This is a genomic window from Melioribacteraceae bacterium 4301-Me (genome assembly GCA_041538185.1).
In the GTDB taxonomy this organism is placed as follows: Bacteria; Bacteroidota; Ignavibacteria; order Ignavibacteriales; family Melioribacteraceae; genus Pyranulibacter; species Pyranulibacter aquaticus.
Genome location: JBGORM010000005.1, coordinates 11,941 through 25,866, shown reverse-complemented (window position 1 = coordinate 25,866; position 13,926 = coordinate 11,941). Strand labels below are relative to the sequence as shown.

At 33.1% G+C, this 13,926-nt stretch carries 12 protein-coding genes, 1 other RNA gene and 1 riboswitch; of the genes, 12 read left to right on the top strand and 1 reads right to left on the bottom strand.

Features of this window, described 5'->3' with window-relative positions; genetic code table 11:
* From ABRY23_09400 to ABRY23_09370, 7 genes are all read left to right on the top strand, one after another.
* The gene (locus tag ABRY23_09400; protein ID MFA3783263.1) at nt 1-291 is read left to right on the top strand and encodes a GlsB/YeaQ/YmgE family stress response membrane protein; all 291 of its coding nucleotides are present in this window, start codon (nt 1-3) and stop codon (nt 289-291) included.
* A 69-nt stretch (nt 292-360) separates the two neighbouring features.
* Nucleotides 361-864, top strand: a complete 504-nt coding sequence (locus ABRY23_09395) for a hypothetical protein (GenBank protein ID MFA3783262.1) — start codon at nt 361-363, stop codon at nt 862-864.
* A 656-nt stretch (nt 865-1,520) separates the two neighbouring features.
* Nucleotides 1,521-1,586, top strand: a riboswitch (Fluoride riboswitch).
* Between the two features lie 74 nt (nt 1,587-1,660).
* On the top strand, nt 1,661-2,380 hold the full coding sequence (locus ABRY23_09390; protein ID MFA3783261.1) for a phosphatase PAP2 family protein: 720 nt from the start codon (nt 1,661-1,663) through the stop codon (nt 2,378-2,380).
* 19 nt (nt 2,381-2,399) lie between these two features.
* On the top strand, nt 2,400-2,666 hold the full coding sequence (locus ABRY23_09385) for a C2H2-type zinc finger protein (GenBank protein ID MFA3783260.1): 267 nt from the start codon (nt 2,400-2,402) through the stop codon (nt 2,664-2,666).
* Entirely contained in the window at nt 2,650-3,432 is a 783-nt protein-coding gene (locus ABRY23_09380) for a DUF6062 family protein (GenBank protein ID MFA3783259.1), read from the top strand. Before ABRY23_09385 ends, ABRY23_09380 begins: the two co-directional genes overlap by 17 nt.
* Nucleotides 3,433-3,463: 31 nt before the next feature.
* Nucleotides 3,464-4,744, top strand: coding sequence for a phosphopyruvate hydratase (gene eno, locus ABRY23_09375; GenBank protein MFA3783258.1), 1,281 nt, complete (start codon nt 3,464-3,466; stop codon nt 4,742-4,744).
* A gap of 24 nt (nt 4,745-4,768) precedes the next feature.
* Entirely contained in the window at nt 4,769-6,484 is a 1,716-nt protein-coding gene (locus ABRY23_09370; GenBank protein MFA3783257.1) for a dynamin family protein, read from the top strand.
* 31 nt (nt 6,485-6,515) lie between these two features.
* Here the strand turns inward: ABRY23_09370 and ABRY23_09365 are convergent, their stop codons facing one another.
* Nucleotides 6,516-9,089 carry a PAS domain S-box protein gene (locus ABRY23_09365; GenBank protein ID MFA3783256.1) on the bottom strand — a complete coding sequence of 858 codons (2,574 nt, stop codon included), beginning with the start codon at nt 9,087-9,089 and terminating at the stop codon, nt 6,516-6,518.
* Between the two features lie 106 nt (nt 9,090-9,195).
* On the opposite strand from ABRY23_09365, the gene ABRY23_09360 reads away from it, so the two are divergent.
* The 5 genes from ABRY23_09360 (at nt 9,196) to ruvC (ending at nt 13,911) form a co-directional block, all read left to right on the top strand.
* Nucleotides 9,196-10,344, top strand: coding sequence for an AI-2E family transporter (locus tag ABRY23_09360; GenBank protein MFA3783255.1), 1,149 nt, complete (start codon nt 9,196-9,198; stop codon nt 10,342-10,344).
* 113 nt (nt 10,345-10,457) lie between these two features.
* Nucleotides 10,458-10,855, top strand: an RNA gene (rnpB, locus tag ABRY23_09355) — RNase P RNA component class A.
* 22 nt (nt 10,856-10,877) lie between these two features.
* Nucleotides 10,878-12,599 (top strand): single-stranded-DNA-specific exonuclease RecJ, encoded by a 1,722-nt coding sequence (gene recJ / locus ABRY23_09350; protein ID MFA3783254.1) that lies wholly within the window; start codon nt 10,878-10,880, stop codon nt 12,597-12,599.
* A gap of 19 nt (nt 12,600-12,618) precedes the next feature.
* Nucleotides 12,619-13,341: a YebC/PmpR family DNA-binding transcriptional regulator gene (locus tag ABRY23_09345; GenBank protein ID MFA3783253.1), complete on the top strand. Its 723-nt coding sequence runs from the start codon at nt 12,619-12,621 to the stop codon at nt 13,339-13,341.
* Nucleotides 13,342-13,368: 27 nt separating this feature from the next.
* A complete protein-coding gene (ruvC, locus tag ABRY23_09340) occupies nt 13,369-13,911 on the top strand; it encodes a crossover junction endodeoxyribonuclease RuvC (protein ID MFA3783252.1) in 543 nt (180 codons plus the stop codon).
* Nucleotides 13,912-13,926: the final 15 nt, after the last annotated feature.

Genomic DNA, 13,926 nt, shown 5'->3' with positions numbered 1-13,926 from the left:
ATGATTGGAATGAGCTTTATAAGCTTTCTAATCCTGCTTGTAATTAGTATTGTTGTCTCGGCAATTCTTCACTTTGCATTTAATTACTACGTTCGGCCAGGTGTAAATTCTTTTATTTCAAAAATAATATTTGGATGGATTGGTGCCTGGCTAGGTACGCCCGTTTTTGGTAAATGGTTTGAGGGCTTAAATTATGAAGAGGTTTATATAATCCCTGCTATTCTTGGCTCAATATCTATTCTGATTTTGCTGGTTGACTGGGTAAAATCTACAAAGTACACGGGGACTTAAATGTAGGTCCTGCTTTTTTGTCTTGAATATATTTTTAATAGCACAGCACTTCTTCTATTAAAAAGAGGAATGATGGAAATTGTCAAGTTAATCTTGGAAATTTTCAAAACAGTAGTTTTAACTACAATCGCTGTTTTACTTTTTTTAATTTATTTACGAATTGCACCCAATTCCCAAGGTACTTCAATAAATAAAATACCAGACTTAATCAATAATACACAGCAGAGGATTGAACAAACTTTAGATAATCAAAAAGCAATTTTAAAAAAGCAAGACCCAGATGCACCTGCAAACCGTAATGCAATTATTTCTGATTTAACTAAACTCGCCACAATTGCTCATAAATACTATCGAGGCTCTCTTAACACAGCTGGTAAAAATTCTTTTAAAGGATGGAAAATCCCGGAAGGAATGGAAATTAGCTCAAACGGCAGTTTCTCAGCTACAGTTTCGCCTAACTCAGTAACGTTAGTAGGCACAGGAAATAAAACTGGGTATGATGGCACATCCCCTGTTAAAATCGTTATGGTAATAGATGGTAGCAGAATAGTAAGCACAGACATTGTTAATTAGCTTGACCCTAAAAAAGAAATGAATTTTTTGCAGAAAAGCCTTTTTAAACCAGCCAGTTCAGCTAACTGCGTATTGTAAGTCGGAACGCCGTTCCGACTAAACATTTAACTTGTCAAAGATTTTGATATATTAGTAATGCTTTTCCGCCAGAGGCTGATGAGGCTTTGGCTCAATTATACCAAACACAAAACCTTACCATGAAATGTGGGAATCCACCCACGAAGTGGTGGATTCCCATTTTATTTTTGAGCTAACCTTAGTAATATTACTTAGCAAAAATGAAGTTTAACCTTATTACCTTATCTTTAATTTTTTTAATTTTTCTTTTTTCTAAAACAGTTCTCATTTAATCCAAATTATTCATCAAAAAATTTTCTTTTGGGCCACAGCCTAAAGGTAAACGTAAATATAATAGTTAAACCCAAGAATTCATGAGAATTCACCACGTTGTGGCTTGTCATCATAATTATTATTACTATTCATATACTTGTTTAACTCACTTTTTACTAAGTGTGAGAAGCCACCACTTCGTGGGTGGGTTCCCATTTTTCTAACATGCCAGCAGTCTGGTGGAAAATTTGGGTTGAATTATAGCCCGCAGTTTCATTAAAAGAATTTTTGGACGTTTTTTCTGACACAAATTTTTTATACTTTTACAAAGAAAATGCGATGGAGTTCGCTATTACTACCCATTCTATTGGGTTGATAACTCCTACAACTAATATGAAAATAAATGGTTTGTTGTAGGAGTCTTGCCTCTGTAAAACCTACAACTAAACCCTAAAAACAAACCATAATGTATATGTTAAAAGAAGATTTAATAAATACTTATAACGATGCAAAGTCTTACTTTGAACAATTAATAAAATTTGTCAAAATAAACAGTCTTTTAGCCTTAAGCTTACTAGTATGCTATTTAATCAGTTTTTTTGTCGATTCAACTGTAAGACTTTGGTTTTCACAGATCCACAGTTCTGTTTTTGATACAATTTTTTCTGTTGGTCATTTTTATGGGAAATTATATTTAACAATAGCTGCAGTAGTAATTTTTTACGGCGGAGGTATAGTTTTTAATAAAGAAAAAATACGGCTAATTGGATTAAAAATTTTCGAGGCGTTTTTTATCTCAGGTATAATTGTAACTGTGTTAAAATCAATATTCGGCAGGTGGCGGCCTTATAGCGGGCATGGTAGTTTTTCTTTTGTTCCTTTTACATTAGGACCGAACGACCATCTTTCGCTGCCTTCTGGAGATGTAGCTGTTGCTTTTGCATTTTCAGCTGTTATGGCTTCGTTATTTAATAATATATTATGGAAAATATTTTGGTATGGACTTGCAGTATTAACATTTTTTGGGAGAATTTATCACGACCAGCATTGGTTAACAGATGCAGTTATGGCAGCTGTTATAGCTACCTCTGTTGGATTGCACATCAGCAGACAAAAAATACCAGCTACGATGAATAATGAACAAATCAAAAAAATAATTAAAGGGAAACAGTATGTCGGTACCTAAGCTTACAGCAAAACTTAGGATGAAAAACAAAATCCCATTTGCAATAGAAACATTGTCAGGTAAACAATATAGGTGCGGCGTATGTGGGAAAATATATTTTAATAGGGATGAATTGGAAGTGCATTTGCAGAAAGAAAAAATTGTTGACTATAAAAATCTTAGATTCCCTGAACTTGATAGAAATGTAACAATAAGTTTAATCTACACACAAGATATAAGGGATTTAACAAATCCAAAATATCCAAAGCTCGTTAAAGGGGATAGTTTGTTTGAGAAAAGAGAGTAACAATCAAATGGAGAGCAGTGAAATTTCAGCAATTAAACGAGGATTAAGTTGGGTTGAATTGAAGGAAAGCCTAAAGAAGGAAGGCTGCCCTATTTGCATGATTATGCTTAATTCATTAGAAAAGTATTTTGAATTCCTTCTTTACGAGTACGTACTTGATGCTGCGGTTCATAAAAAAATGCTCGCATCTTTCGGCATGTGCAATACACATACTTACATGTTGAAAGAAACAGAAGTAAAAATAAAAAGTGATGGATTAAACATTTCTGTCTTATACGAAACTCTGTTGCAGAAAGAATTAAAATTGTTGAGCAGGATCTTAGAACCCCAGCGGAAATACAACAAGCGAACTTTTAATTATTATAGAAAAGAAATATTGCAAAAACTTGCTGCTAATGGTGAATGTCCAGCATGTGAAAATCAAAAACACAGTGAATCTTTTTATACTCATGAGATAATTAGACTTTATAAAGATGAAGAATTTCAAAAGCTGTACGAAAACAATAACGTACTTTTATGCAGAAGACACTTTTTGTACCTGTTAAATGAAGCACCAAATGAAGAAGTAATTACATACTTTGTTAATGTACAGAAAATTAAATTAAATAAGTTGTTTAACAACTTAACTAACTTTATTCAAAAGCATGATTATCAATCCAAAATAGAAATAACAGAAGACGAAAAGAAGTCGTGGCAGCAATTACTTGAATATTCGGCTTCTAAAAAGAATGTGAATAAAAATGGTTATAATGAAATATTAACATAAACACTAAAACAACAAACGAGGAACAAGTGACATGAAAATTAAAAATGTAAAAGCCAGAGAAGTTCTTGACTCAAGAGGTAATCCAACAGTTGAAGTTGATATTTTGCTTGATGGTGATTTTTTGGGAAGGGCTATTGTGCCAAGTGGTGCAAGCACGGGCGAAAGAGAAGCAGTTGAATTACGCGATGGCGATAAAACAAAATTTAAAGGTAAAGGTGTTTCAAAAGCTGTTGCAAATGTGAACCAAATAATCGCTAACGATATTGTAGGCAAAGAATTTAATTCACAGGAAGAAATTGATGTACAAATGATTCGATTGGATGGAACACTAAACAAATCAAAGTTGGGAGCTAATGCTATATTAGGTGTTTCTATGGCTTTTGCAAAAGCCGCAGCAGCTTCAAAAAAAATTCCATTGTATCGTTATTTGTCAGATAAAGAAAAATATATCCTACCAGTACCATGCATGAATGTAATTAATGGTGGAAGACATGCAGATAATAATGTGGATTTTCAAGAGTTTATGATAGCACCGCATAATGCTACTGCTTTTAAAGATGCAATAAGAATTGGGGTGGAAATTTTTCATACGCTTAAAGAAATATTAAAAAAGAAAGGATATTCAACTGGTGTTGGTGATGAGGGTGGATTTGCACCAAACTTAAAATCAAATCAAGAAGCAGTTGAAATTATTCTTGATGCTATTAGTCAAGCAGGATATAAACCAGGCCAAGATGTGTCAATATGCCTTGACCCAGCATCAAGCGAAATGTGGGAAGATGGCAAGTATAAATTTTTTAAATCTGATCAACATTATGTTTCCTCAGATGAACTAATTGAACTTTGGAAAAAATGGATAAACGATTATCCAATAATTTTAATTGAAGATGGAATGGCTGAAAACGATTGGAAAGGCTGGCAAAAATTAACAGCTGAACTTGGCAGTAAAATAGAACTTGTAGGTGATGATATTTTTTGCACCAATCCAAAAATATTAAAGGAAGGAATAGATAAAAAAGTAGCTAATTCCATTTTAATAAAACTAAATCAAATTGGTACCGTGAGCGAAACACTTGATACAATTAACCTGGCCTATCAAAATAATTATAATTGTTTTGTTTCCCACAGAAGCGGAGAAACTGAAGATACCACTATAGCGGATTTAACAGTAGCTGTTGGTGCTGGGCATTTAAAAACCGGGAGTGGATGCCGCAGCGAAAGAATTGCTAAGTTCAATCAATTAATTAGAATTGAGGAGGAATTAGAGGGCAACTCTACTTTTGCCGGCCTGAAAGCATTTAAGAATCGTTAATTAAAAATTGTTAAATGTTTTCTTATGAACGAAAATAATATATATAAAACGCTGAACCAACTAAAGGACATTTCAACTGTTTATTCTCTGTTCACTATAATGAAGGAGATCGATGAGTTAAGTGAAAAAGTAAAACAAAAGAAATTTTATCTTGTCATACTAGGAATGTTCAAGCGGGGGAAATCTACATTTATAAATGCTTTGCTTGAAAATGAGATTTTACCTACAGCTGTTGTTCCGCTTACATCTGTAATTACGCTTATTGAATATGGAAATGAAACTTCAGCAGAAGTGAGCTTTAGAGATGATACAAAACTTAAGATACCCGTTGAAAAAGTTGGTGAATATATTTCTGAAGAAGAAAATAAACTTAATTGTAAAAACGTCTCTATAGTAAGAATTTATTCACCTTCTGAGATATTAAAAAATATATCAATTATTGATACACCAGGTGTAGGTTCTACATTGAGCCATAATACATTAACGACGTATGAATTCATAGAAAAAATTGATGCTGCTGTTTTTTTGCTTTCTGCAGATAACCCCCTTTCACAAATTGAGATAAATTTTTTAAAAGACCTTAAAGAAAATGTACCTAAAATACTGTTCGTATTAAATAAAATTGATTTATTAACTGATAAAGAGATAGATAAAATTGTTTCGTTTAACAAAAACGAATTGAACCAACTGTTCGATGGGACTAATTATGATTTTTATCTGGTTTCTAGTAAATATGCCTTGGAAGGTTATAGAAATAAGAACAACTTGATGATTGAAAAAAGTAAAATTATACCATTGAGAGACAAACTTGAAAGTTTTGTAGAGACTGAAAAAAACGACCTGCTATTAATATCTACAAAAAATAGAATATCAATTATTGCTAAGAAAATAAAATCTCTGCTTGACTTTGAATTGAACAGTATGAAAATGCCGCTTGAGGAGTTAAAAAATCAATATCAGTCTTTTCAGCAGTCACTTGATACAATAAAAAAAGATAAAGATGAGTTTGATATTGTAATGAATGGGAGAATAAAACAACTTCAAGCATTTGTTACAGATGAAATTACTAAACTAAAAAATACCCTATGTTCTGAGTTTATAGACCCATTGCTGCTAAAACCGCAGCATACAGTAACAAACATAAAGGAATTAGGTGCTGAAGAATATCAAATTAAAATTTTTAACGAAATTCGCGATAGGTTTGATAAATTAAAGTCGGACCTAGAAAGCGAGGTAATAAATAAATTTAAGGAATTAATTAAAAAGTACTATGATGGTTCTAATGGTTTTTTAAGAGAGTTGACAAAAACTATGTCAATTAATTCAGATGTAAGTTTTGAAAGCTTAAGTAGCACTTTTGATTTAGATGTATACACAAGCTTTTATTACAAATTCGATGTTGATTACATACCAATAGCGTTGAAAAGTAGCTTCCTATCTTTAATTATGCCTAAACATTTTATCGAGAAAAAAATTGTAACAAGTGTAGCTGATAATCTAAAAAACAAGATTGAAATGAATTGTGGCAGAATTAACTACGATATTAATTACAAAATACAGGAATCATTTATAAAGTTTAGATACGACATTAATCAAAAGCTGGAAGAAACACTAATTACTTTAGATGAGCTGCTGAAAAAGACGCTTCAAGAAAAAGATAAAAAGGAAACAAATATTAGTTCAAAAATTAATGAATTGACTGAAAGGATAAACTTACTTGATTTTATTTCTGTGAGTTAAATACTAAGATTCTTATTAAAATTTTTTTGTGTTAGATTTTGTGAAGAATTTCTTTAATTGGCGATTTTAAAAAAGTTACTCTAAAAATACTTCCTTTACCTTTTTTGCTTACAACCTTTATTTCAGCGTTGTTTAGCTCACAATATTTTTTTACTAAAGCCAATCCAAGACCGTTGCCCTCAAACTTTCTTGTATAGCCGATTTCTTCTTTTGTAAATGGTGTGAAAAGTCGAGGCATATATTCATCTGATATTCCCACACCTGTATCAGTAACTTGAACATATAATCTTTTTATCGGGTCTAAACCAATGTATATTTCAACTTTCCCTTGTTCAGTAAATTTAATAGCGTTTTCAATAAGATGTTTAAAAATTTGTTTAATGGAATATTCGTCGGCCTCAACAATAGTTAAATCTGTTTCTTTGCGAAGATCAAAAACGATATTCTTTTTATTTGCATGTGGAGTGAAATCGACGTGAAGCTGCTTTATAACATCATCAAATAAATTCAATTTCTTAAATGTTGGATGGTATTGACCGGTTTGAATTTCTGACATATCTAAAATTAATTCTACAGTTCTAATAATTCGTTTGCTCTCTTCTTCAATAACGTCAAAGCTGTTTTTCAGTTCGTCATCAACTTGGTAGTATAATTCTTCCTTCAACAAATTATTAAAGCTGATAATAACGTTCATCGGTGTTCTAATTTCGTGTGACATTTGAGATAGAAATTCAGATTTCAGCTTGTCTGATTGTTCGGCTTTTTCTTTAGCTAATATAAGTTCTTCTTCAGCTTTCTTCTTTTCAGTTATATCTTCAACCGTTCCTTCGTAATAAATTATTCTACCGTCAGCATCTTTGACTGCTCTGGCACTTTCCCTGACAAATATAATGTTGCCGTCAGCCTTTTTCCAGGCAACTTCCATACCTTTAACTTTATATTCGTTATTTATTATTCGCTTGAATTTTTCCCGTGAGTTTTTGTCAAAATAAACATCGGATGCATTTATTTTTGAAAGTTCATCAAAATTTTTATAGCCCAGCATATTTATAAGTGCGGGATTAGCCATTAAAATTTTTCCGTCGGGAGTTGTTCTATACATACCAACAGTTGCGTTTTCATAAAGCCCTCTAAAGCGAAGCTCACTTTCAATTAATGCTTGCTCTGCTATTTTTCGTTCTGTAATATCTTGTTTAATGGCAACGAAGTGAATTATTTCACCCTTGGGGTTTATTACAGGTGCAATAAACATTTCTTCATTGTATAATGAACCGTCCTTGCGCCTATTAATCAATTCACCTCGCCAGTTCTTACCACTTTTAATGGTGTTCCACATGTATTCGTAATAGGTGTTATCATGTTTGCCAGACTTCAGAAAATTCATCTTTTTGCCAAATACTTCTGCTAATGAATAACCAGTCATTTTAAAGAAAGCGGAGTTAGCCCACAAAATCGCACCATCTTGATCGGTTATAACAATAGCATTTGCAGCAGCTTCTAATGCTGTACTTTGGAGATATAATTGTTCTTCTATCGTTTTTTGTTCAGTTATATCAGTAATAAATCCTTCTAATGCAATCAACTCATCGTCGGTTTCTGAAAAAATTCCAATGCCTTGTTCCCAAACCCATTTTGTATATCCGCTTGCAGTTACAATTCTGTAAACTAATTGAAAAGGCTTCCTGCTTTCAACTGCTTCAATAATTTGCTGCTGAACCTTATGTTTATCGTCTGGATGAATAAGTGATGCGTATGAAACCACTTTATTTTCTATCAAGTCTTCGGGTTTATATCCAGTTATTAGCTGTGAACCGTCGCTGGCATATTCTACAGTATAGTTTTCATCAGGTTTACAACGGAATACCATTCCCGGCAGGTTTTTCATTAAAGTAGATAATTTTCGTTCGGTTTCCTGAAGAATAACTTCTGTTTGTTTTTTTTCTAAGGTTTTCTTTTCCAAAGAGCGTCGAGCTTCACCAATATCCCTTAAATACTGGCGCTTTTGTTTTTCATATTTGATAAAAACTAATAATGTAATAAATGCTAATAAAAGACTTGCCAAAATTAATAGTAATTGAATAAACCGAAATACCTTGGAATTATTATCAATTAAACTTTCAAGCTGCTTTTCTATTTGGTCGGTTCTTGCATTAATTTCACTAAAGGTGTACTCCCATTCGGTTTCTATTTTTGAAATTTCCGATGGTTGTGCTTTTAGTAGTTTATTGGAAAGAGCTCTGTAGTTAACTAATTCCCTGCGGATTTCTTGTGCTTTTTCGGAAAACTCAATATCGTTGTATGGTAGAGGAATAAACGTATAATTGTCAATTTGTTCAGTTAGGACTTTTGCATTTAGTTCAACTGATTCTAAGTAATTCCATGCCTTGCTTAACATTGCAGGATTATTTGAATTTTCTAAAAAAATGATTCTTGCTTTTGATAGATTTGTTTGTATTCCAATAGTAGCCTGAATTAATTTGGAGTAATTATAATTTAGCTTAATGCCGTAAAACAAACCCGTTAGAATTATAAAAGCTATGCCAATTCCTACAACAAAAATTACAATATAAAATTTACTGCTTTGATAACTAATTTTATTTTGCATCTAAGCAGAATAAATTAATTTTTTGAATACTATGCGTATAATAAGAAATTATTTGATATTTTAGTACAAAATTTAAACTGAAATCTCTAATAACAAAGTTTTTATTATGAAACGACGAAATTCTGATCCTACAGTTAAGTTTTTTACAACTGTGATTGGATTATTTGTTATTCTGCTTGTTATGAAAGAACTACAGCATATTTTCATACCTTTTATAATAGCATATTTTTTATTCTTTTTATTTGAGCCATTAAATAATGTGTTGACAAAAAATAAAATCCCCCGTTGGTCGGTAATTTTTATTGATGTATTAATTACAGCTGTTTTCATTTGGGGTATTTCAAGGTTTTTAATTGATTCATTTACACAGTTTAAAGGCGCTTTACCACTTCTTGAAGGCAAACTAAATAATATTGTTTCGGCTATGTCTATTAATCTAGGCATAAAAGACGAAGCTTTAACTCATTTTAATCTTACAAAAGTCTTGCAAGAACTTGACTATAGCGGTATTGCTTCTGGATTGTTTTCATCAACATTAAGTTTGTTCTCTTCTGTTTTTTTTGTCTTATTCTTTTTTATTTTTATAAGCAGTGGCCATAATAGAATATTTGAAGTGATTAGAAAAAGGTATGTAGAAAAAAATATTAGGGGTTCTATAAAAAAAATTAAAAGGCAGCTAAACGAAAAGGATAAAAATGTTCCAAAGGAAATGAATTCAGAATTTGAACAAGAAATGGAAAAAATTAAGGCAGAACGTGAAGAGAAATTAAAGAGAACTTTTAAGGATATTACAGAACAAGTTCAAAGATATATCACGACAAAATTTTTGATTAGCTTAATTACTGGATCTTTAATCGGTATTGTTCTGTGGGTTTTTGGAGTAGAGTTTGCAATTATATGGGCAGTTCTTTCAGTTCTGTTAAATTTTATACCGAACATTGGTTCTGCTTTGGCAGTAATACTTGCATCACTAATGACATTAGTTCAGTTTGAATCGATTAGTTACACACTTATTGTAGCTGTTTTTTTAATATTAATACAGAATCTGATGGGCAATGTAGTAGAGCCGAAAATTTTTGGTGATCGTCTTGGGCTGAATCCAATAGTTATACTTTTATCGCTGCTAATTTGGGGTTATTTATGGGGTATTGTAGGAATGTTTCTTTCGGTGCCATTAACTGCAATAATTAAGATAATAATTTCAAGTTCCAGCTCAAAAAATCTGAATTTTATATCGAATTTAATGGGGAATTAGTAAGGGAGAAATACAGTCTTAATTTTTCGGAATGCCTAAAGAATAAATTTTTGTTATATTCAGTTCATTGAAAAAATATTATTTAAAAAAAGGATAGTAGAAGAGCAATCAATGAGTCAAGATGGGCAGTTGTCCCGCCAGTGGCGGGGAGGAAAGTCCGAACTCCGTAGAACGAAGCGCCGGGTAATACCCGGAAGCCGAGTAACGAAAGTTCTCGGTTATGGAAAGTGCCACAGAAAAAATACCGCCCCGAGTGAAGACGAGGGGTAAGGGTGAAAAGGCAGGGTAAGAGCCTACCGCTTGGACAGTAATGGACAAGGCATGGTAAACCCCGCTTGGAGCAAGGTCAAGTAAAAGGGCTCTTTCGTTAGTTCGAAAGAGATGGTTGTTCGCCATCAAGTCCCTTTGGGTAGACCGCTTAGACTCTGTTAGAGATAACAGAGCAAGATAAATAACTGCCGTCCCGCTTGAAGCGGGATTACAGAATTCGGCTTATAGTCTTGACTTGTTGCTTGCCTTCTATATTTAATAAAATGCTAAAAAAACGTTGGAAGTTCAAAGAAACACCACAAGACAATTTAGTTCTTGCATTGGCAGATAGCCTTAATATTTCTAACGCACTTGCAACAGTTCTTGTAAATAGAGGTGTTACAAATTTTTTTGAAGCTAAATCTTATTTTCGCCCATCTTTAGATTCCCTTCACGACCCCTTCCTTATGGATGGTATGTCAGAGGCTTCAATTCGTGTAATAAATGCAATTACTAATAACGAAAAGATTTGCGTCTACGGTGATTATGATGTTGACGGCACATGCTCTGCATCACTGATGTTCCTTTTTTTAAAAGAACTTGGCGCGCGTGTCGAAACTTACATACCAAATAGAATTACAGAAGGCTACGGAATCTCCCCCTCAAGTATAGATTATTTAAAAGAACGCGGAATTAAACTTATTATTTCTGTTGACTGCGGAATTACAGCAGTAGAGGAAATTGATTACGCTAACTCCTTTGGAATTGATACTATTGTTTGTGACCACCATCAGCCTAAAGAAAGATTGCCAAATGCTTTTGCCATATTAGACCCAATTAAACCTGGCTGCCAATATCCCTTTAAATACCTCTCTGGTGCAGGTGTAGCTTTTAAATTAGCAAGAGCTATCGGCTATCGAATTGGCAACAAAGATATGGCGTTAAAATACCTTGACTTAGTAGCACTTGCAGGTGCAGCAGATATTGTTCCTCTTATTGACGAAAATAGAATTCTCGTTAAAGAAGGAATTGATTTAATAAATACTAATCCCAGGCCGGGAATACTTGCGTTAATTAAAGCAGCAAAAATGGAACCAGGTAATTTAACAGCTGGACAAATTGTATTTTCAATTGCTCCACGGATTAATGCTGTTGGCAGGTTAGGCGATGCAAACCGAGCAGTTGAGCTTTTTACTACAGAAGACCCCAAAAAAGCTGAGGAGTTGGCTATAGTTCTTGAGAATGAAAATCAACAGCGCCGCAAGATAGATGAAATGACGTTTTCACATGCGGTTTCGCTGGTAGAACAAAATTATGATTTACAAAATGAACTTGGAATAGTATTGCACGATGATAACTGGCATCCTGGCGTAATTGGGATAGTAGCTTCACGTTTAGTAGAAAAATTTCATAAGCCATCGATTATGCTTACTACTGTTGATGGTGTAGCTAAAGGTTCAGCCAGAAGTGTGCCTGGATTTAACATTTATGAGGCACTTCAAGCATGTGAGGATTTGCTTTTGCAATTTGGCGGGCACGAGGCTGCTGCCGGCTTGGCAGTTGAAATCAATAAGATTGATGAATTTAAGCAGCGATTCAATGCTATTCTTAAACAAAATTTATCAGAAAATGATAGGCTGCCGGAAATTGAAATAGATGCTAAAATTCACTTTTCGGAAATAACGCCAAAATTTGTAAGGATATTAAATCAATTTGCACCTTTTGGACCCGGTAATATGCGGCCTGTATTTATGTCAGAAGATGTTTCGCTCGTTTATCAGCCCCGCCTTGTTGGTACAAATCATCTTTCTACTGTATTTAAACAAAATGGAAATGAAAAAGTATTTGATGCAATTGGTTTTAATTTGGGTTACTACGTTGACTTAATTGATAAAGATAAAAATTTGGTGGATATTGTATACACTATTGAAACAGTATCTAAAGATGGAAAATTGTTTCCTCAAATAAGAATAAAAGATTTGTTAGTAAAAGAATTACAGAATTAAAAAAAGCAAGGAGAAAAATATGTCGGGTCACTCAAAATGGGCGACTATAAGAAGAAAAAAAGCAGTTATTGATTCCAAAAGGGGAAAGCTGTTTACTAAACTAATTAAAGAGATTACCATAGCAGCTAAACAAGGTGGCGGTGATATTGATGGCAATCCTAGACTTCGACTTGCGGTCGATAACGCTAAAGCTGCTAACATGCCTGCAGAAAATATTGAGCGTGCAATTAAAAAAGCTACTGGTGAACTTGAAGGCGCAGTTTACTATGAAGTACTTTATGAAGGCTATGGCCCGGGCGGTGTAGCTATTCTTGTAGAAGCCGCAACCGATAATAAAAATAGAACAGTGGCTGAAATTAGACATGCTTTTAGTAAAAATGGCGGCTCTTTAGGCGAGGCTAATTCTGTAGCTTGGATGTTCGAAAGAAAAGGTATAATTACCGTAAAACGCAACTCGATGACAGAAGACCAAATGATGGAGTTAATAATAGACTCACCAGTAGAAGATCTTCAGACTGAAGATGAGTTCTTTGAAGTTACAACTTCTGTGGAAAATTTTGAAAGTGTCCGTAAAGCTTTGGCAGAAAAAAAATTAGAAATTGAAAATGCTTCAATACAGTGGATTGCAAAAAATACAATTAATGTATCGGGTGAAACTGCAGAGAAATTGGAAAAGCTAATTGAAGCATTAGAAGACAACGATGATGTACAAAATGTTTATACAGCGGCAGATTTTTCATAAAAACTAAAAATGAGTTTTTAACTTGTTATGAGAATTTTAGGAGTAGATCCCGGTACAATTTTTACTGGATATGGTATAATTGATTTTAAAAATAACGAAACTATACAAATTGCTGCTGGATTTATTAAACTGCCTAACACAAAAGAAATGGCTCCACGACTTAAAATGATATACGATGAATTAGATAAGCTAATAAAATTTTATAAGCCTGATGAATTTGCGTTAGAAACAGCATTCTACGGAAAAAATGTTCAATCTGCTTTAAAAATTGGCTACGCAAGAGGTGTTTCGTTGTTAGCAGCAATTAATAATAATATCCCATTAAAAGAATACTCTCCAAGAGAAGTTAAAAAATCAGTAGTTGGAAATGGAGCCGCTTCAAAAGAACAAGTTCAATTTATGATAAAAAAATTGCTCGGCTTAAAAAAAAAGAAGATGAAATATGATGAAAGTGATGCGCTTGCTGTTGCAGTTTGTCATGCTTTTAAAATGAGTTCAAACTTTCGAAGAAGTAAAAATTGGAAAGAGTTTATAGCTGAAAATCCCGATAAAATTTTAAGCGGCTTGTAACCAACTAATTAGTTG